The following is an 18,411-nucleotide window of genomic DNA, read 5'->3' as shown; positions in this document are numbered from 1 at the left end:
GCCCTGGGTCTGAGAGCCTGTTCGACCGGCCGACGTGTCTTCGTCAGGCCACGGCAAGGCGAGAGGAAAGCCCTACTCCCATCTCGACCCTCATCCTGAGGTGCCGGAGCGCAGCGGAAGCCTCGAAGGGTGCTCCAGATCCCGCGCGATTCCTGGAGCACCCTTCGAGGCCGCTCACGCGGCACCTCAGGATGAGGGGCGAGATGGGATCACCGCAGTAACAGGCTCTCAAAGAAAGACGCCCGGTGCGGCTGGAGCGAGCGTCGTCGGCGATCGGGGACCCTGCGCGAGGCACGCCGAGGCTTCAGGGATCGAGGCGGCGCGTGCGGGCGGCGCGGGCCATGGCGATGAGTTCGTGGGCGGTGAGGCTGTGCGGGGGCAAGCGCGCCTCGAGCCCGACCGGGCGGCGTTCGACCGATGACCCCAGCGAAGACGGGGCCGCGGACGGCGCTCCCGGATTCCGGATCGGCCAGAGGCTGCGGATCCGAGAACTCTTCCTGGTTGCCGATACCGCCATGCCGCCTCCGAAGCCGATCGCACGAGAGGACGATAACCAAGCTCGGGCGCGAGAAACATTCTTGACGCGCGCCGATGTGGTGCTTCGCCGACGATTTCGTCGGCTGCGGGAAGCGGTGGGCGGCGTTTCCCCGATCCTGTGAAAAGGGCGGGGCGACCCCGCCGGATCACCCCGCCCCCGAATCGGCCCTGCGCTCGGTCCGCGCCTACTCCGCCGCGTCGAGGCGCGGGCGCTCGATCTCGGCGCGCTCGCGCTTGACCAGTTCGGCGGTCAGGAAGGCCACCTCCAGCGCCTGCTCCGCGTTGAGGCGCGGATCGCAATAGGTGTGGTAGCGGTCCTGAAGGTCGTCGGCCGTCAGCGCCCGGGCGCCGCCGGTGCACTCGGTGACGTCCTTGCCGGTCATCTCCAGATGGATGCCGCCGGCGATCGTCCCCTCGGCGCGGTGGACGCCGAAGAAGCCCTCGATCTCCTGCATCACCCGCTCGAACGGCCGGGTCTTGTAGCGGCCGGCGGCGACGGTGTTGCCGTGCATCGGATCGCAGACCCACACGACGGTGCGGCCCTCGCGCCGCACCGTGCGGATCAGCCCCGGCAGGTGGTCGCCGACCTTGTCCGCGCCGAAGCGGCAGATCAGGCTGAGACGTCCGGCCTCGTTCTCCGGATTGAGCAGATCGATCAGGCGGATCAGCCCCTCGGCGGTGGTCGAGGGCCCGCATTTCAGGCCGATCGGGTTCCTGATGCCGCGGGCGTATTCCACGTGGGCGTGGTCCGGCTGGCGGGTGCGGTCGCCGATCCAGAGCATGTGGCCGGAGGTGGCGTACCAGTCGCCGCTCGTCGAATCGACGCGGGTCAGCGACTCCTCGTAGCCGAGCAGCAGCGCCTCGTGGCTGGTGTAGAAGTCCGTGGTGCGGACCTCCTGGTGCGTCTCCGGGTTGATGCCGATGGCGCGCATGAAGTCGAGCGCGTCCGACATCCGCTCGGCCACGTCGCGGTAGCGCGAGGATTGGGGCGAATCCTTCACGAAACCCAGCATCCAGCGATGCGCGTTCTCGAGGTTGGCGTAGCCGCCGGTGGCGAAGGCGCGCAGCAGGTTGAGCGTCGCCGCCGACTGCCGGTAGGCTTCGAGCTGGCGCTTCGGATCGGGGATCCGGGCCTCGTCGGTGAAGGTCAGGCCGTTGATGATGTCGCCGCGGTAGCTCGGCAGCGACACGCCGTCGAGCGTCTCGGTCGGCGAGGAGCGCGGCTTGGCGAACTGCCCGGCGATGCGGCCGACCTTCACCACGGGCGAGCCGCCCGCGAAGGTGAGCACCATCGCCATCTGCAGGAAGACGCGGAAGAAGTCGCGGATGTTGTCGGCCGAGTGCTCGTCGAAGCTCTCGGCGCAATCGCCGCCCTGGAGCAGGAAGGCTTGGCCCGTCGACACGCGCGCCAGCGCGGCCTTCAGCTTGCGGGCCTCACCTGCAAAAACCAGCGGCGGAAAGCTCGCGAGCTGCGCCTCGACGGCCTGGAGCGCGGACGCGTCCGGATAGGACGGGACCTGCTGGATCGGCAGGTTGCGCCAGGTTTTCGGGGTCCACCGCTCGGCCATGATCTTCTCTCCGCTCACCCCACCGGGTGATGCGCGCGGGCCCTCCCGCCTCGCGCGAAGCCGGGCTTATAGAGCGGTTTCTTGCCAGTGGCGAGTTGGCCGTGCCTGCTCCATGCAGGGAGGGGAAGAGCGGCCGCTCACGGACGTGGCGACTGACGCAGTGGAGCCGCCGCCCGGCCGGTTCCGCCCGTAGTGCACCGAGGTCGGCCCTTTCGGAGGTCGTTTGACCGGGGACATCCGACCAGCCTTCCCTCCCCCGGAGGGGCCGGAGCGCAGCGGAGGCTTCGAAGGATGCTCCAGGGATCCGTGCGAGAACGGTAGGACCCCTCGAAGTCGCTTCGCGGCACTCAGGATGATGTTGCAGATCGGACGGCCCTGATCAAACAATCTCTTAGAGCCTGTTTGACTGCGGTACTCCCATCTCGACCCTCATCCTGAGGGTCGAGATGGGAGTAGGGCTTTCCTCTCGCCTTGCCGTGGCCTGACGAAGACACGGCGGCCGGTCGAACAGGCTCTTAGTCGGCCTGGACTTCATCCTTGAGGTCCAATTCGCTGTTCCAGCGGGTCATCGCCAGGGCGGGCCATCGCACGGGAAAAAGGCCTGTCCCGGCGGTTGCCGCCGGACATCGGCGACCGAGATCCCGTCCCGGTACGAAACGAGGAGGGACCGATGCGGCTCCAGGTTCTCGGCTGCGGCGACGCCTTCGGCTCGGGCGGACGCTTCAACACCTGCTTCCACGTCGAGGGACCGGAGGGCGCCTTCCTGATCGATTGCGGCGCCTCCTCGCTGATCGCGATCCGCCGCTTCGGCGTCGAGCCGAACCGCATCCGCACGGTGTTCCTCACCCATCTCCACGGCGACCATTTCGGCGGCCTGCCCTGGCTGATCCTCGACGGGCAACTCGTCAGCGGGCGCACCGACCCGCTCACCGTGGTCGGCCCACCGGGCACCGCCGAGCGCCTGCCGGCGGCGATGGAGGTGCTGTTTCCCGGCTCCGGCACCGCCGGGCGGCGCTTCTCCGTCGAGGTCGTGGAGATGGAGGCCGGGCGTCCGGTCGGGGCCGCGGGCGTCACCGCCACCGCCTTCACCATGCGCCACCCGTCCGGCGCGCCCGCGCACGCCCTGCGGATCGAGGCCGGCGGCCGGGTGGTGAGCTATACCGGCGACACCGAGTGGGTGGAGGCGATCGTCGCGGCCGGGCGCGGGGCGGACCTGATGATCGCCGAGGGCTACACCGTGGAACGGCCGGTGAAGTTCCACCTCGACTGGGCGACGCTGAAGCGGCGCCTGCCCGAGATCGGCCCGAAGCGCCTGATGCTCACCCATATGAGCCCGGAGATGATCGCCCACCCGCCGGACGGCTACATCGCGGCGGAGGACGGGCTCGTCGTCACGCTTTGACATCCCGGCCTGCGTGCCGCCTCTTGGCTCCTCAACCAAGGGGAAAGGCGAATCATGCGAACGGTCGTGCTGTACGGGTCCCTCTGTCTCGGGCTGCTCGGAGGGCCGATTCCGGCGCCTGCCTCGGCGCAGGTCCCCGCGAAACCCGCCGTGCCGACCGGCACCGCCGATCCGGAGCGTCTGGCCGCCGCCCGCGAGGTCGTCGCCGCCGCGCAGGGGGACCGGGCCGCGGTGATCGCGGCAATGAAGGCGCCGATGGCCGGGGTGATGCAGCAGATGGGCCTGACAGACCCGAGGAAGGCCCAGGTGATGGTGGACGAGGTCGTCCTGCCCACGCTCTCCGAGAACTACGACGACCTTCTGGCGATCCAGGCCCTGACCTTCGCCTCGGTCCTCTCGAAGGAGGATCTGAAGGCGGTGGCGGCCTTCTACGCAACGCCGGCGGGCAAGAACCTCGTCAAGGCGCAGCCGCAACTGAGCCAAGCCATGCTGACGGGCATGCAGCAATGGATGGGCACGCTGATGCCGCAGCTCAAGGAGAAGATCGAGAAGGCCGCCGCGGCGCATGGCTGGGGGAACGAGGTCAAGCGGCGCTGAACCCCGCTCAGGTCTTCGGCGCGAACGGGGCCGCGGCCTGCGGCCCCTCCGGGAACGTCAGCGGCATCCGGATCACGCCGCGATGATAGGGAAAGCGGGCGCGCTGGAGCGGGTCCGGCCCGGTGAAGATCAGGCGCGGGCGGAACGAGACCGGGCTGACGCAGAGCAGGTAACGGCGCAGGTTGCGCTCGTCGGGCACGAACATCGCCGTGTCGAGATAGCGTCCCGCGTGCCGCACCCAAGGAGGGATGCACGGCAGCCGCCAGCGCCGGGCGAGATACTCGCCGACCCCGCCGAGGAAGGCATCGGGCCGCGCCCGGCCGAGAAAGCCGGGATCCTCGGCGATCATCGCCCCCTGCGCCGTCACGTCGCCGTCGAGGGCATAGAAGGCGTCGAGGAAATTCTGCAGGTGGTGATCCCAGTCGCCGTCCGCGCGGGCCCGCTCGACCACCGCGCGCAAGGAGGCGCGCCTCATCGCGGCGCGTCCGCGAGGACGGAGCGGAAGCGCAGGCGCGCCTCGTCCGGCGGCGTCTCGCCGTAGATCGAGACGTACGGCGCGTGCCGCGCCGCCATGCGAATTGCAGCATCAGCGCCCCGCCGCCGTAGACCGCCCGTTCCACGAACAGCCCCCGCGCGGAAAGATCCGCGCCGAGCCGTTCGAGAGCCTCGAGGAGGCGGGTGCGATCGAAGGCCGGGGCCATGCGGGCAGTGCAGCGACGCCGCGGCCTTCGGGAAGCCTACTCCGCGGCGGCCGCGAACACCGTCCCGGCCCGCGGCAGGTCGAGCGTGTCCCAGGTCTCGATCAGGGCCGCGGTCAGGGCGGCGATGCGGGCGTCGTCGTGGAAGGGCGAGGGCGTGATGCGCAGGCGCTCGGTTCCGCGCGGGACGGTGGGATAGTTGATCGGCTGGATGTAGATGCCGTGGCGCTCCAGCAGGTGGTCGGCCGCCGCCTTGCACAGCTCGGCATCGCCCACCATCACCGGCACGATGTGGGTCTCGGTGGCGAGCACCGGCAGGCCGGCGGCTTCCAGCGCCGCCTTGGTGCGGGCCGCCTGCCGCTGGTGCGCCTCGCGCTCGGTCTTCGAGCGCTTGAGGTAGCGCACCGAGGCGCGGGCGGCGGCGGCGATGGCCGGCGGCAGTGCGGTGGTGAAGATGAAGCCGGCCGCGTGGCTGCGCACCGCGTCGCACAGCGTCGCCGAGCCGGTGATGTAGCCGCCGACGCAGCCGAAGCCCTTGGCCAGCGTGCCCTCGATCACGTCGACCCGGTGCATGACGCCGTCGCGCTCGGCGATGCCGGCACCGCGCTCGCCATAGAGGCCGACCGCGTGCACCTCGTCGAGATAGGTCATGGCGCCGTAGGCGTCGGCGAGGTCGCAGATCGCGCCGATCGGCGCCACGTCGCCGTCCATCGAGTAGACCGACTCGAAGGCGATCAGCTTGGGCCGGTCGCCGGCCTCGGCCAGCAGTCGTTCGAGATGGTCGAGGTCGTTGTGGCGGAAGACGCGTTTCTCGCAGCCGGAATGGCGCACGCCCTCGATCATCGAATTGTGGTTGAAGGCGTCCGACAGGATCAGGCAGTTCGGGATCAGCTTGGCGATGGTCGAGATGCCGGCTTGGTTCGAGACGTAGCCCGAGGTGAAGACGAGGCCCGCCTCCTTGCCGTGCAGGTCGGCGAGCTCGCACTCCAGATCGACCAGCGGCGAGTTGTTGCCGGCGATGTTGCGGGTGCCGCCCGCGCCGACGCCGCAGCGCGCGGCGGTCTGGGTCAGGGCGCCGACTACCTCCGGGTGCTGGCCCATGCCGAGATAGTCGTTGGAACACCACACGGTGATCTCGCGGCTGCCGCCCTCCGGGCGGCGCCACGTCGCCTGGGGAAAGCGGCCGGAGATCCGCTCGATGTCGGCGAAGACGCGGTAGCGGCGCTCGCCGTGCAGCCGGTCGAGGGCGGCGCGGAAATGGCCGTCGTAATCCGTGCGCGGTCCGGGCGGGCGGGCCGCCGGCCGCTCGAACCTGGCCCGGCCGTTGCTTGCACCGGCTTCGTCCACGCCGCCGTCGCCACCCACGATCGACTCGTCGGGCGGGCAGGCGCTGTCGGCAGCGTTCACGGGCATCAGGTTCACGGGCATCCGTCCTCGACGCTTTCGGCTGGCCGGGCGTTCTTCTCGGGACGCCTCGGGGAGAGAATCCGGGCCCGGGCGCCGCCCCGGAAAGGGCGGTGCCGAACCGTTCGCGGCCGGGGCGGTGATCTCCCGAGGCTCAGCTCCCAGGGAGATGCGCGTCACCGGCCGGCGGGCCCTGCTTCGCCGCGGGGCCGAGTGTTCCCGGCAGGGGTTCCCGCCGGGTCCGTCGAGATCGCAAGATAGGAGGTATTTTCGAACTGGTTCAAGGTGAGTTCGAGACATTCCTGCTTTGCACGGGCCCGAACGAACGCCCGGCCTCGCACGCGCCGGGAGATCGGCCCGCATCCGCAGCGGTGCGCGGGTGCGTTCTGCGGGCGACCTTCGGCCGGATCGCGGGCCCGCCCGTCGACCGGCCGGGCCTCGGGTGACGATGGGTCGCGGGCGGGATGGCGCCGCCCGTGACGTGCCGGTGTCCGGCTGGCGGCCTCGCGGAAACCGCGCTACGCGTCTTCCGATGGCGGCTATGACGGCCGCGCCGCCCGGCATCGGGCGGGACCGTCTCGGGACAGGCGATGGGGACCAAGGACGAGGAGCGCGCCGCCCGCCTCAGGGCGGCCCTGCGCGACAACCTGCGCCGTCGCAAGGCGCAGGCCCGGGGCCGCGCGGAGGATGCGCCGGCCGCCGAGGCCGAGCCGGCCGCGAAGGCAACCCATGGGGCACCGCCGGCGGAGAAGCGTTAGCGCGGCGGCGCCAAGCGCCTGGCTCGACCGCCCGGCTCGCCATCGCTTTTCGGGCGGATGCGCCGGGCGCGGGCCGGAGCGTGCGGCCACGCTTCTTCTTTTTGCCGGATACCGCCTATACCTCACCTTCGACCGAGCGGCGCCCGCGCGCCCGAGACGTGAAGGCGACCTCCGCGATCGATCCGGAGGCGCTCCGAGGACCCCGATGGATCGCATCCACATCACCGGCGGCGCGCCGCTCAACGGCACCATCCCGATCTCGGGAGCGAAGAACGCGGCGCTGCCGCTGATGATCGCGAGCCTTCTGACCGGCGAGACGCTCGAACTCGTCAACGTGCCGCGGCTGGCCGACATCGCCGCGCTGACCCGCATCCTCGGCAATCACGGTGTCGACCACATGGTCGTCGGCAAGCGGCCCGGCCAGACCGCCGAGACCGGCCAGACGGTGCGGCTCACCGCCTCCAACGTCATCGACACCACCGCGCCCTACGAACTCGTCTCGACCATGCGGGCGAGCTTCTGGGTGATCGCGCCGCTGCTCGCCCGCTTCGGCGAGGCCAAGGTGTCCCTGCCCGGCGGCTGCGCCATCGGCACCCGGCCGGTCGACCTGCTGATCATGGCGCTGGAGCGGCTGGGCGCCGAGATCGAGATCGACGGCGGCTACGTCGTCGCCAGGACCAAGAACGGCCTGCGCGGCGCGGCGATCGACTTCCCCAAGGTCACGGTGGGCGGCACCCACGTCGCCCTGATGGCGGCGGCGCTCGCCTACGGCACCACGGTGATCGACAACGCCGCCCGCGAGCCGGAGGTGGTCGATCTCGCCGCGTGCCTCTCCAAGATGGGCGCACGCATCGAGGGGGCCGGCTCGTCCCGCATCGTCGTGGAGGGCGTGGCGCGCCTGTCCGGCGCCCGCCACGAGGTGCTGCCGGACCGGATCGAGACCGGCACCTACGCCATGGCGGTGGCGATGACCGGGGGCGACGTCTCCCTCGTCAACACCCGCACCGACCTGCTGGCCTCGGCCCTCGAGACGCTGGCCGCCACCGGCACGGAGGTCACGGCCCTGCCCGACGGCATCCGCGTGCGCCGCAACGGCGGCGGCATCGCTCCGGCGGACATCACCACCGACCCGTTCCCCGGCTTCCCGACCGACCTCCAGGCGCAGTTCATGGCGCTGATGACGCTGGCCAAGGGCCAGTCGCGCATCCGCGAGACCATCTTCGAGAACCGCTTCATGCACGTGCAGGAGCTGGCCCGCCTCGGCGCCAGGATCCGCCTCGACGGCGACCTCGCCGTGGTCGAGGGCGTGGAGCGGCTGAAGGGCGCGCCGGTGATGGCCACCGACCTGCGCGCCTCGGTCTCGCTGGTGATCGGCGCGCTGGCGGCGGAGGGCGAGACCCAGATCAACCGGGTCTACCATCTCGACCGCGGCTTCGAGGCGCTGGAGGCCAAGCTCGCCCGCTGCGGCGCGCGGATCGAGCGCGTGCGGGCCTGACACGATCGGGCCCCGGAACGCCATACGCGCCCCGGGGCCGCCTTCATCGCGTCGATGTCGGGCGATCAGCGCGCCACGGCGCCGCGCTTGATCCCGAAACCGGGAATGTCGCAGGCGCAGGGCGAATTGACCGGCGCGAAGCCCGTCGGGCAGTTGCCGCGGGCGGTGACGCAGATGCCGCCGCCGCCGCGGCCGTAACGCGGGGGCGGGGGACCGCGGAAGCGCGGGCCGTCGTCCTCGTCGTCGTAGCCGCGGCGCCGGCCGTATCCGTCGTCGTCGTAGCCGCGGCGACCGTATCCGTCGTCGTAGCGGCGCGGGCCGTCGTAGCCGCCGCGGTCGTATTGGGCGCTCGCCGGGCTGACCACGAGCCCGAGGGCCAGGGCGACGCCCAGGATGCGCCCCAAGGTCCGACCCATGTTCCCCCTCTTGCCCGGAATTCCGTTTCGCATCGTCCGCATCCCCTCTTGAGTGGCGAAGGTTGTCCGTAAGAAACCTTAGCCGCGCGCTCATGAACGCGCGATGAGCCCGAAAGAGCCGTCGGTCCCGACGCCTTCGGCGTCGGCGGTTGCCGCAGGCGGGCCGCGTCGCTACCTACGCCTCGAAATCCGCTCCCCGCGCGTCCGGTCGGGGAGCCCGGAGCGTATCCGCATGGAGCTTCTCAGGCTCGCCGCCCTCGATGCCGAGGATCTCGCCGTCATCTCCGCCCACCTGCAGGACGCGATCCTGCGGGCGGACGACCTCGCGTGGCTGCCGGGCGAACACCGCTTCGTGATGGCGGCCCGCCGCTTCGACTGGTCGGTGGCCCCGGGCGAGCCGCCCCGGCGCCGGCTCGCGGGCGTGCATTTCGAGCGGGTTCTGTCGGTCAAGGCCAAGGGCATCACGCCGGGGGCCGCCTCCGACGCGCCGCTCGGCCTCCTCGCCGTCACCTTCGAGGAGACCGAGGCTCCCTCCGGCATCGCCACCCTGGTCTTCTCCGGCGGGGCGGCGATCCGGCTCGAACTCGAATGCGTCGAGGTGCGCCTGAAGGATCTCGGCCCGGTCTGGGAGGCCGGCGGCCGCCCCGACCACGAGGCCGTGCGCACCCTCGTCGAGAACCGCCCGTGACCCCCCTCCTGCGACGGACCGATTGCCCCCGATGATCCGCCTCGACAGCCGCTCCCCGGAATTCGGGGAGGCGTTCAAGCGCCTGCTCGGCCTCAAGCGCGAGATCGCCGAGGACGTCGACGAGACCGTGCGCGGCATCATCGGCGGCGTCGTCTCGGGCGGCGACGCGGCGCTGGTCGACTACACCCGCCGCCTCGACCGGCTCGGCCAGGACTTCTCCGAGGCCTCCCTGCGCATCACCGCCGGGGAGGTGGAGGCGGCCGTCGCCGCCTGTTCCGGGGAGGCCCGCGCGGCCCTGGCGCTCGCCGCCGAGCGGATCGAGGCCTTCCACCGCCGTCAGATCCCGCAGGATCACCTCGCCACCGACGATCTCGGCGTCACCGCCGGCTGGCGCTGGACCGCGCTCGAATCGGTCGGCCTCTACGTGCCCGGCGGCACGGCGAGCTACCCTTCCTCGGTGCTGATGAACGCGGTGCCGGCGCGCGTGGCGGGCGTGGCGCGCATCGTCATGGTGGTGCCGACGCCCGAGGGCCAGCTCAACCCGCTGGTGCTCGCCGCCGCGCAACTGTCCGGCGTCACCGAGATCTACCGGGTCGGCGGGGCGCAGGCGGTGGCCGCGCTCGCCTACGGCACGCAGAGCATCGCCCCCGTGGCCAAGATCGTCGGCCCCGGCAACGCCTACGTCGCCGCGGCCAAGCGGCGGGTGTTCGGGCAGGTCGGCATCGACATGATCGCCGGCCCGTCCGAGGTGCTGATCCTGGCGGACCGGCACGCCAACCCCGACTGGATCGCCGCCGACCTGCTGGCCCAGGCCGAGCACGACGAGGCGGCCCAGGCCGTGCTCGTCACCGATTCGGACGCCCTGGCCGAGGCGACGGAGGCGGCGGTCGAGCGCGCCCTGGCGACCTTGCCGCGTGAAAGAATCGCCCGCGCCAGTTGGCGCGATTACGGCGCGATCATCCGCGTGCGGAACTTCGAGGAAGCGGTGCCGCTGGTCGATGCGATCGCCCCCGAGCATCTCGAGATCGAGACGGAAGATGCCGACGCACTGTCCCGAAGAATCCGGAACGCGGGGGCGATCTTCCTCGGCTCGCACACGCCCGAAGCGATCGGCGACTATGTCGGCGGCCCGAACCACGTGCTGCCGACCGCCCGCTCGGCCCGGTTCTCGTCGGGGCTCGGGGTGCTCGACTTCATGAAGCGCACCTCGATCCTGCGCTGCGATCCGGCGGCCCTGCGGGCGCTCGGGCCGGCGGCGATCGCGCTCGGGCGATCCGAGGGCCTCGACGGGCATGCCCGCTCGGTGGCGATCCGCCTGAATCCGTGACGCGCGCGGGTTTTCAGGGCGGCAGGCGATCACTTTTCGGACCGAGGCCGTGCAGCGGCTTGCCCGCGGGCTGAGCTTGCGGCTCATGTGATCGGAAACCGGGCGCCCGGGAATTCGGGCGCCGACTGCGGGAAGGCGGCGGCGATGAAGGCCGAACCGAGACAGGGGGCACAAGGGGCACAGGAGAAGCCGCGGAACCGGCTCGCGGCGGTGCGCCTCGACGAGGCCTCGATCGGGCGCGGCAATCCCGACCAGGAGCACGAGCGCGCCATCGCGATCTACGACATCCTGGAGGAGAACCGCTTCACCCTGCCCGAGCGCGACGAGGGCCCCTACGGGCTGGTGCTCGGGCTGGTCGAGAACAAGCTGTCCCTCGCCATCGCGACGGAGGCCGGCGCGCCGGTGATGACCCACCTGCTCTCCCTCACCCCGTTCCGGCGGGTCATCCGCGACTACGAGATGATCTGCGAGAGCTACTACAGCGCGATCCGCACCGCCTCGCCGACGCAGATCGAGGCGATCGACATGGGCCGGCGCGGCCTGCACAACGAGGCCTCCGAACTCCTGCGGCAGCGCCTCGAGGGCAAGGTCGATCTCGACCACGACACGGCCCGGCGCCTGTTCACCCTGATCTTCGCCCTGCACTGGAAGGGTTGACCGGCCTGCGGCACCATCGTGCCCGGACGACCGTCGCGCCCGGCCAAACGATGCGCTTTCGGGAACCGCCCGGGCGGCCTATATCGAGCCTGCCCGTATCGGCTCGTGCGGAAGCCCCTGGCGAGACACCCGACCCGGGCGCATCTCGGCCGCGGCGTCGCGGGCGGCGTCGCGGGCGGCTTCGCGGGAGGTGACCGTGTCTGCATCGTCTCCTCGGACAGATCGGCCCTCCCCCTTCGGGACGACGCTCTAAGGCGGGGCATGGCGGACGACGCGATCCCCGGGACCGGCCCGAAGAAGCGGCGGGTGCAGTCCGTCCTGTTCATGTGCAATTTCAACGCGGTGCGCTCGCTGGCGGCGGAGGCGATCGCGCGCCACTATTTCGGCAAGTCGACCTACGTGCAGTCGGCGGGCGTGCGCTCGGGCGAGCCGAGCGACCCGTTCATGGTCGCCGCCCTCGACGAGATCGGCATCGACGCCGCGCGCCATAAGCCCCGCACCGTCGAGCAGTTGGAGGACTGGGAGGGTCTGAACTTCGACCTGATCGTCACCCTCTCGCCGGAGGCCCACCACCGCGCCCTCGAACTCACCCACACGGTCGCGGCGGATGTCGAGTACTGGCCGACACCGGACCCGACGCTGGTGCAGGAGGGGACGCGCGAGCAGCGCCTCGACGGCTACCGCGACGTGCGCGACGGGCTGACCTACCGGATCAAGGCGCGGCTGAAGGGGTGACGGGGTTTCAGGGTTTTGCCACGCCCCGTCGTCGCGAGCGGCAGCATAAGCGATCCGGCACCGCGACGGTTGCCGGTCCCGCGGGCACGCCTGTGGGCGCCGCTGGCAGCCAGGATCACTTCGCCCTGGCGAAATAGGCCCCGCTCTCGGCCACACCCTCGCCATCCGGCTTGAGGCCCTGCCAGCGGGTGACGAGCTTGCCGCCCGCTCCCTTCGCCAGGGTGAACAGCGGCTGCCCCGGCTTGTAGACCGCCACCCCGTACTTGTTGACCGTCCCGCCGTCGCCGTAGCGATGGAACTCCACGGCGAGATCCTGCCCCGTCCGACGGGTCCGGCAGCGGTATCTCTCGTCGGCCTGGAAGCCCTGCACGGTGAGAACGCACCCGCCGCGGACATCCGGGGGCTTCAGCACCAGATCGTAGTTCACGACGATGCCCGTGCCCCCGGCCGTGCGTCCGGCGACGTGCTCGTAGCGGTAGCGGCCCTGCCAATCCTTGAGGGCACCCTCGTGCGCCTGGTCCTGCGCGAGGACGGGCCCGCACAGGCCCGCGAGCAGCGCCAGGGCGGCACAACGCTTCGGGATCGCGGTCGTTCGCATGGCTCCTCCCCTCGTTCGGGGGAGCATGGCCGCGCGGGGCGGGCGAGGCAACCCGCTTGCATCCGCCCGCGCGGGCCGTCATATACGGCGCGGGAGGTTGGCGAGGGACGTTTCACTCGCCAACCGGGTCAGGTCCGGAAGGAAGCAGCCCTAACGAGACCGAGCGGGTCTTTGTCCAGCCTCCCACCCTCGCCGTCCGCTTGAGCCGGACGGCACGGCCTCTTCGAAAAAATCCGAACGGCGGCATGGACGAGACGCACGGCACGCTCACCGACGAGCCGGGCCTGCCCGGCATGCCCGCCCCCGCGCCGGCCGCGACGCCCTACCGGGTGCTGGCGCGCAAGTACCGTCCCCGGACCTTCGACGACCTGATCGGCCAGGGCGCCATGGTGCGCACGCTGGCGAACGCCTTTGCGGCCAACCGCATCCCGCAGGCCTGGATGCTCACCGGCGTGCGCGGCGTCGGCAAGACGACCACCGCCCGCATCCTCGCCCGCGGCCTCAACTACCTGCGCGCCGACCAGCCGGATACCGGCCCCACCGTGTCGATGCCGGAACTCGGCCAGCACTGCCAGGCGATCATGGAATCCCGGCACATGGACGTGCTGGAGATGGACGCCGCCTCGCATACCGGCATCGACGATGTGCGCGGCATCATCGACGGCATCCGCTATGCGCCGGTCTCGGCCCGCTACAAGGTCTACATCGTCGACGAGGTCCACATGCTCTCGGAGAAGGCGTTCAACGCCTTCCTGAAGACGCTGGAGGAGCCGCCGCCCCACGCCAAGTTCGTGTTCGCGACCACCGAGATCCGCAAGGTCCCGGTGACGATCCTGTCGCGCTGCCAGCGCTTCGACCTGCGCCGGGTCGAGGCCGACGTGCTCTCCGCCCACCTGAAGAAGGTCTGCGCCGCCGAAGGCGTCGAGGCCGAGGACGAGGCGCTCGCCGCCGTCACCCGCGCGGCGGAAGGCTCGGTGCGCGACGCGCTCTCGCTGCTCGATCAGGCGATCGCCCACGGGGCCGGCGCGGTCACGGCCGCGGGCGTGCGCGACATGCTGGGGCTCGCCGACCGCTCGCGCATCCTCGACCTGTTCGAGGCCGCGATGCGCGGCGACGTGCCCGCCGCCTTCGCCGAGTTGCGCGCGCAGTACGATGCCGGCGCCGACCCGGCGGTGGTGCTCTCGGATCTCGCCGGCTTCACTCATCTCGTCACCCGCCTCAAGCTGGTGCCGGGAGCCGAGGCCGACCCCACCTTGAGCGAGGCGGAGCGCGTGCGCGGCGCCCGGTTCGCCGGGCGCCTGCCGGTACGGGCCCTGTCGCGGGCGTGGCAGATTCTGCTCAAGGCGCTGCCCGAGGTGCAGGCCGCGCCCCGGCCGCTCGCGGCCGCCGAGATGGCGATCGTCCGGCTCGCCTACGCCGCCGACCTGCCGACCCCCGACGAGGCCCTGCGCCAGCTTCGGGCCGACGCGGCCGCCTCGGAGGGCGCCGCCCCGAACGGCCGCCCGAGCCCCGGGCGCGACGGCGGTGCCATGGCCTCGCACGGCTCGGCGGCCTTGCAGACGGCGGCGGCGCCCGCGGCGCAGCCGTCGTCCCGGCCGGCCCTGGCCTCCGTGCCCGTTCCCGCCTTCGCCCCGGAGACGGCGCCGCGCCCGGCCGTGCCTGCCGGCCCGCGGCTCGGACGGTTCGAGGACGTGGTCGCCCAGGCCGAGGCCGCCCGCGACATCGCCCTGAAGGCGGCGCTGGAGCGCGACGTGCACCTCGTGCGCTTCGAGGAGGGCCGCATCGAGTTCCGGCTCGCCCCCGGCGGCCGCCAGAACCTCCCGACCGACCTCGCCCGGGCGCTGGACGCCTGGACCGGGCGGCGTTGGCTGGTGGCGCTCTCCAAGGAGGAGGGCGCGCCGACGCTCGCGGAAAACGCGCGGACCGCCGAGCAGACCCGCCACCGGAACGCCGCCGCGCACCCGCTCGTGCGCGAGGTGCTGTCCCGCTTCCCCGGGGCGCAGATCGTCGACGTGCGCGACAAGGCGCCGGAGGCCGACATGACCGACGCGGCCTCGCAGGCCGGACCGGCCGCGCCGCCCCCGGACGAGGCGGACGACGACGAGGCTTGAGCGGAGCCGCGCCCTGGCAGACGAAACCCTTCGCGCCTAAGTGCGGAGAGCGGAATTTTCCTCGACCCGAACCGGAGCGGACCCATCATGCGCGACCTCATGGGCATCATGAAGCAGGCCCAGGCCATGCAGGAGAAGATGGCCTCGCTCCAATCCGAACTCGACTCGGTCGAGGTGTCGGGCGCCTCCGGCGGCGGCGCCGTCGGCGTGCGGATGACGGCCAAGGGTCAGGTGCTCGGCGTCTCGATCGATCCGAGCCTGATGGTGGCCGACGAGCGCGAGATCCTCGAAGACCTGATCGTCGCCGCCTGCAACGATGCGCGGGCCAAGGCCGAGGCGACGGCGCAGGAGAAGATGGCGGACCTGACCAAGGGCCTGCCGCTGCCGCCCGGCATGAAGCTGCCGTTCTGAGGCGATTCACACATCGCCCCTCGGGCAAGCGCGATGGCGCAGGGCAATCGCTTGAAAGAGATTGCCCTGGTTTTTGCCGGCCTCAGTCGCCGGCGCCCGCCTCCGCGGGCTCAGGCTTTCGCTCCGCTCGATGTTTTTCAGGACGAATGTCCTGAAAAACCCGCTCCGCGCGGCGCTCTTCGCGCCGCGAAGCCGCTCATGCGGCTTCGAGCGATTACCCTGCGCGATGGCGCACCCGTCTGCGTCGCCCTGTCACAGCGATCGCCGGCCCATCGCGTCCCCCGTCACCGCTCGCCGAACGAGACGGTGGATCAAGGACATGGACGCGTCACAGCGAGGACCTGTCCCGCATCGCCGTCGGGCGAGGGCGGCTGCGGCGGCCGCAACTCCAAATGTTGTTAAGGCAGGCATCCCGTCGAACGGGCAAAGGTGACGGGCCGGGCCGAACGCGGCCCCCGAGCGAGGCTCGGCGGTTTCGCCGGCCTTTCTCCGATCAGCGCCGGCGGAACCACCGCCGCGTCCGGGGAGAGGCTCCCGGTTTTCGATTGTGCACCGTCTTTTCAGACAAGCCGGAGCCCCCTTTCGGGACGAGGCCCAACCCGTTCTCGGCTGCCCCCGCGATCGCCGCCGCCCCCCTGAATCGCCTCCGTCAGGCGGAGAGCCGCAGCGGCATCGCGCCCGAATCATCCCCCCGCGCGTCGTCCGCGTTGCGGGCGACCAGGACCTGACGGGTTCCGGCCTCCTTGGCGAGACGGTAGAGCCCGACGAGCGCGGGGTCGTCGGTCGCGGCATCCGAGGCGATCACGATCGCGTCCATGCACGGGCCGACCGCGGTGACGAGGTCGGACGCGTCCCGGCCGAGGCTCGCGTCGAGGTGGCAGAGCACCCAATCGTAGCTCTGCGACAGGGCGTTGAGCCCGATGGCGAGCCCCTGCGGCTCCTCCACCAGCACGTCGAGGGGCGCGAAGCCACGCTTGACCGCGTGCAGCCGCGAGCCGCGCACCGGCTGGATCACGTCGAGGAAGTCGGCCGCGCCGGCCACGAGGTCGGTGAGCCCCGGCTCCGCCGGGTCGGTCGACGCCCCGTTCACGTCGATCAGCAGCGTCTGCCCGCGGGGACCGAGCACGCGGGCGAGGTCGGAGGCGAGGCCCGGCACGCCGCCCGTGCGCAGCGTCTCGACCACGAGCACGCAGCCGCCCTTGGAGCGCCCGCCGGCCCCGTGTTCGAGCCGGGCGATCAGCCCGTCGAGATCGGCGGAGGAGGCGGAAGCCCTGGCCGGCACGTCGATTCCCCCCCTGCCGCCGCGCGGAGGCTGTTCGGAGACGATCGGCGCCGGGCTGGCGAAGACGGGATGGTGGACCGTGGCCGTGGCCCGCAGGGAATGGGCGAAGGCGAGCGCCGGGGCGAAGCGCTCCGCGGCGGAAGCCGGGTAGGGGGCACCGTAGAGGGGCTCGTGCGCCGGACCGCGGCGCGAGGGCGGCTCCGGCTCGGGATAGGGATCGCGCGGACCGTCCCCTTCCGCACGGCGGGCGGGCGGCTCATCCTCGTTCTCGGTGCGGTCCCCGTCCGGCCCCGGCGGCGTGACGAGGAGGTGGCGGCCGACGACGCCCGCGCTGGCGAGCAGGAAGGCGAGCACGGTGGCGAAGGCGACGATCGGCCCCTTCTTCGGGAAGGAGGGCAGATCGGGCGCGACCGCGCGGGAGACGACGCGGGCATCGGCCGGGCTCGCGCTCTCGGCGTCGCGCGCGGCGGCCTCGCGGTAGCGGGCGAGGTAGGATTCGAGCTGCTCGCGCTGCGACTTCGCCTCGCGCTCCAGGGCGCGCAACTGCACCTCGCTGGTGTTGCCCCGGGCCACCACGTCCTGCTGGCCCTCGACCGTGGCGCGCAGGCTCTCGACCCGGGCCCCCGCGATCTTGGCGTCGTTCTCCAGGGTGCGCACCACCCGCTCGGCCGCGGCCTTGATCTGACTCTCCAGATCCTGGACCTGCGCGGTCAGCTCCTTGATGCGGGGATGCGCCGGCAGCAGCGTGCGCGATTCCAGGGCGAGCTGCGCCCGCATCGCCATCCGGCTCTCGACCGTGCGCCGGATCAGCTCGTTGTTGGCGACATCCGGGATCTCGAAGGCGCGGCCCTCCTTGATCATGTCCTTGAGCAGCTTGGCGCGGGCGGTCAGGTCGGCCTGGATCGTGCGGGCCTGCGAGAGCTGGCTCGACAGTTCGGAGAGCTGCTGCGAGGAGAGCGGCTGGGAGGCCGCGCTGCTGCCCGCGCCGATCAGCCCGTTCTTCGTGCGGAACGCCTCGACCTTCGCCTCGGCCTCGGCGACGCGGGCGCGCAGGGTCTCGATGTTGTTGCCGAGCCAGGTCGAGGCGTAGCGCGCGGTGTCGACCGATGCCGCGGCCAGCGAGGCGAGGTAGAGGTCGGCGACCGTGTTGGCGCCCCGGGCCGCGAGGTCGGGATCGCGCGAGCGGAACTCGATGGCGAGGATGCGCGACTTGCCCACCGGATAGACCAGCAGGTGATCGAGGTAGTTCTCGAGGATGCGATCCTCGGCGCCGCGCTCCATCGGCGCGGAGGCGAGCCCGAGCATCATCAGCGTGCGCCGGATCGCCGAGGCGCCCTCGGCCTGCGGATCGAATTCGGGATTGCCGGCGAGCTTCAGGCTGCGGATCGCCTCCCGGGCGATGTCGCGCGACATCGCCACCTGCACCTGGCTCGCCACCGCCTGCTCGTCGATCGGCAGGGTCTGCTCGCCCCGCTCGGCGGCGGTGCGGGCGAAGGCGGGATCGCGGCTCTCCAGCAGGACCTTGGCCTCGCCGGTGAAGCGCGGCGCGACCACCTGGACGAACACGCCGGCCCCGAGCGCGGCGACGAGGGTCGGCACCGCGATCCAGGCCCAGGAGCGGCGCAGCACGCCGGCGATCTGCGAGACCGCCATGCCCTCGCCGGGGCCGCCGGGGCCGCCGTGGGACAGGGGAGACGGATCGGTCGACAGCCTGAGGCGGGGCATGG

The 18,411-nt window shown here is 71.8% G+C and carries 16 protein-coding genes and 1 other RNA gene; 11 read left to right on the top strand and 6 right to left on the bottom strand.

The window, feature by feature from the left end; genetic code table 11:
* Positions 1-722: 722 nt before the first annotated feature.
* Positions 723-2,105 (bottom strand): 3-deoxy-7-phosphoheptulonate synthase class II, encoded by a 1,383-nt coding sequence (locus PGN25_13575; protein MEH3118582.1) that lies wholly within the window; start codon positions 2,103-2,105, stop codon positions 723-725.
* 670 nt (positions 2,106-2,775) lie between these two features.
* Between PGN25_13575 and PGN25_13570 the strand changes: the two genes are divergently transcribed.
* On the top strand, positions 2,776-3,507 hold the full coding sequence (locus PGN25_13570; GenBank protein ID MEH3118581.1) for an MBL fold metallo-hydrolase: 732 nt from the start codon (positions 2,776-2,778) through the stop codon (positions 3,505-3,507).
* A 150-nt stretch (positions 3,508-3,657) separates the two neighbouring features.
* Positions 3,658-4,104: a DUF2059 domain-containing protein gene (locus PGN25_13565; protein MEH3118580.1), complete on the top strand. Its 447-nt coding sequence runs from the start codon at positions 3,658-3,660 to the stop codon at positions 4,102-4,104.
* Positions 4,105-4,111: 7 nt separating this feature from the next.
* Here PGN25_13565 and PGN25_13560 read toward each other — a convergent pair whose 3' ends face one another.
* Together PGN25_13560 and hemA are read right to left on the bottom strand one after the other, a co-directional pair.
* On the bottom strand, positions 4,112-4,579 hold the full coding sequence (locus PGN25_13560) for a hypothetical protein (GenBank protein ID MEH3118579.1): 468 nt from the start codon (positions 4,577-4,579) through the stop codon (positions 4,112-4,114).
* A gap of 262 nt (positions 4,580-4,841) precedes the next feature.
* A complete protein-coding gene (hemA, locus tag PGN25_13555; protein ID MEH3118578.1) occupies positions 4,842-6,230 on the bottom strand; it encodes a 5-aminolevulinate synthase in 1,389 nt (462 codons plus the stop codon).
* A 566-nt stretch (positions 6,231-6,796) separates the two neighbouring features.
* On the opposite strand from hemA, the gene PGN25_13550 reads away from it, so the two are divergent.
* A complete protein-coding gene (locus PGN25_13550) occupies positions 6,797-6,964 on the top strand; it encodes a hypothetical protein (protein ID MEH3118577.1) in 168 nt (55 codons plus the stop codon).
* Positions 6,965-7,169: 205 nt separating this feature from the next.
* Positions 7,170-8,459 (top strand): UDP-N-acetylglucosamine 1-carboxyvinyltransferase, encoded by a 1,290-nt coding sequence (murA, locus tag PGN25_13545; GenBank protein ID MEH3118576.1) that lies wholly within the window; start codon positions 7,170-7,172, stop codon positions 8,457-8,459.
* 65 nt (positions 8,460-8,524) lie between these two features.
* On the opposite strand, the gene PGN25_13540 is transcribed toward murA, so the two are convergent.
* Positions 8,525-8,875, bottom strand: coding sequence for a hypothetical protein (locus tag PGN25_13540; protein MEH3118575.1), 351 nt, complete (start codon positions 8,873-8,875; stop codon positions 8,525-8,527).
* Positions 8,876-9,107: 232 nt separating this feature from the next.
* On the opposite strand from PGN25_13540, the gene PGN25_13535 reads away from it, so the two are divergent.
* The 4 genes from PGN25_13535 to PGN25_13520 all read left to right on the top strand — a co-directional run bounded on the left by PGN25_13535 (position 9,108) and on the right by PGN25_13520 (position 12,282).
* Positions 9,108-9,563, top strand: coding sequence for a DUF2948 family protein (locus PGN25_13535; GenBank protein ID MEH3118574.1), 456 nt, complete (start codon positions 9,108-9,110; stop codon positions 9,561-9,563).
* Between the two features lie 31 nt (positions 9,564-9,594).
* On the top strand, positions 9,595-10,890 hold the full coding sequence (gene hisD, locus PGN25_13530; protein MEH3118573.1) for a histidinol dehydrogenase: 1,296 nt from the start codon (positions 9,595-9,597) through the stop codon (positions 10,888-10,890).
* A 144-nt stretch (positions 10,891-11,034) separates the two neighbouring features.
* Entirely contained in the window at positions 11,035-11,547 is a 513-nt protein-coding gene (locus PGN25_13525) for a UPF0262 family protein (GenBank protein MEH3118572.1), read from the top strand.
* 261 nt (positions 11,548-11,808) lie between these two features.
* Positions 11,809-12,282: a low molecular weight phosphatase family protein gene (locus tag PGN25_13520; protein ID MEH3118571.1), complete on the top strand. Its 474-nt coding sequence runs from the start codon at positions 11,809-11,811 to the stop codon at positions 12,280-12,282.
* A gap of 115 nt (positions 12,283-12,397) precedes the next feature.
* Here PGN25_13520 and PGN25_13515 read toward each other — a convergent pair whose 3' ends face one another.
* Positions 12,398-12,880 (bottom strand): DUF5991 domain-containing protein, encoded by a 483-nt coding sequence (locus PGN25_13515; protein MEH3118570.1) that lies wholly within the window; start codon positions 12,878-12,880, stop codon positions 12,398-12,400.
* Positions 12,881-12,970: 90 nt separating this feature from the next.
* Between PGN25_13515 and ffs the strand changes: the two genes are divergently transcribed.
* The 3 genes from ffs (at position 12,971) to PGN25_13500 (ending at position 15,402) form a co-directional block, all read left to right on the top strand.
* Positions 12,971-13,069, top strand: an RNA gene (gene ffs, locus PGN25_13510) — signal recognition particle sRNA small type.
* A 56-nt stretch (positions 13,070-13,125) separates the two neighbouring features.
* Positions 13,126-14,991: a DNA polymerase III subunit gamma/tau gene (locus PGN25_13505; GenBank protein ID MEH3118569.1), complete on the top strand. Its 1,866-nt coding sequence runs from the start codon at positions 13,126-13,128 to the stop codon at positions 14,989-14,991.
* A gap of 87 nt (positions 14,992-15,078) precedes the next feature.
* The gene (locus PGN25_13500; protein ID MEH3118568.1) at positions 15,079-15,402 is read left to right on the top strand and encodes a YbaB/EbfC family nucleoid-associated protein; all 324 of its coding nucleotides are present in this window, start codon (positions 15,079-15,081) and stop codon (positions 15,400-15,402) included.
* A gap of 649 nt (positions 15,403-16,051) precedes the next feature.
* Here the strand turns inward: PGN25_13500 and PGN25_13495 are convergent.
* Entirely contained in the window at positions 16,052-18,409 is a 2,358-nt protein-coding gene (locus tag PGN25_13495) for a lipopolysaccharide biosynthesis protein (protein ID MEH3118567.1), read from the bottom strand.
* Between the last annotated feature and the right edge of the window lie 2 nt (positions 18,410-18,411).

The sequence above is a fragment of the Methylorubrum populi genome, assembly GCA_036946625.1.
GTDB lineage: Bacteria > Pseudomonadota > Alphaproteobacteria > Rhizobiales > Beijerinckiaceae > Methylobacterium > Methylobacterium populi_C.
Note: the sequence above shows the minus strand (reverse complement) of the source record. Positions and strands in the feature narration are given on the sequence as shown.

What these genes read in the sequence shown, in the direction of transcription:
- PGN25_13515 (MEH3118570.1), bottom strand. Translation starts at nt 12,880, where the DNA reads ATGCGAACGACCGCGATCCCGAAGCGTTGTGCCGCCCTGGCGCTGCTC.
- murA (MEH3118576.1), top strand. Translation starts at nt 7,170, where the DNA reads ATGGATCGCATCCACATCACCGGCGGCGCGCCGCTCAACGGCACCATC.
- PGN25_13575 (MEH3118582.1), bottom strand. Translation starts at nt 2,105, where the DNA reads ATGGCCGAGCGGTGGACCCCGAAAACCTGGCGCAACCTGCCGATCCAG.
- PGN25_13535 (MEH3118574.1), top strand. Translation starts at nt 9,108, where the DNA reads ATGGAGCTTCTCAGGCTCGCCGCCCTCGATGCCGAGGATCTCGCCGTC.
- PGN25_13500 (MEH3118568.1), top strand. Translation starts at nt 15,079, where the DNA reads ATGCGCGACCTCATGGGCATCATGAAGCAGGCCCAGGCCATGCAGGAG.
- hemA (MEH3118578.1), bottom strand. Translation starts at nt 6,230, where the DNA reads ATGCCCGTGAACCTGATGCCCGTGAACGCTGCCGACAGCGCCTGCCCG.
- hisD (MEH3118573.1), top strand. Translation starts at nt 9,595, where the DNA reads ATGATCCGCCTCGACAGCCGCTCCCCGGAATTCGGGGAGGCGTTCAAG.
- PGN25_13540 (MEH3118575.1), bottom strand. Translation starts at nt 8,875, where the DNA reads ATGGGTCGGACCTTGGGGCGCATCCTGGGCGTCGCCCTGGCCCTCGGG.
- PGN25_13570 (MEH3118581.1), top strand. Translation starts at nt 2,776, where the DNA reads ATGCGGCTCCAGGTTCTCGGCTGCGGCGACGCCTTCGGCTCGGGCGGA.
- PGN25_13505 (MEH3118569.1), top strand. Translation starts at nt 13,126, where the DNA reads ATGGACGAGACGCACGGCACGCTCACCGACGAGCCGGGCCTGCCCGGC.
- PGN25_13525 (MEH3118572.1), top strand. Translation starts at nt 11,035, where the DNA reads ATGAAGGCCGAACCGAGACAGGGGGCACAAGGGGCACAGGAGAAGCCG.
- PGN25_13495 (MEH3118567.1), bottom strand. Translation starts at nt 18,409, where the DNA reads ATGCCCCGCCTCAGGCTGTCGACCGATCCGTCTCCCCTGTCCCACGGC.
- PGN25_13550 (MEH3118577.1), top strand. Translation starts at nt 6,797, where the DNA reads ATGGGGACCAAGGACGAGGAGCGCGCCGCCCGCCTCAGGGCGGCCCTG.
- PGN25_13520 (MEH3118571.1), top strand. Translation starts at nt 11,809, where the DNA reads ATGGCGGACGACGCGATCCCCGGGACCGGCCCGAAGAAGCGGCGGGTG.
- PGN25_13560 (MEH3118579.1), bottom strand. Translation starts at nt 4,579, where the DNA reads ATGAGGCGCGCCTCCTTGCGCGCGGTGGTCGAGCGGGCCCGCGCGGAC.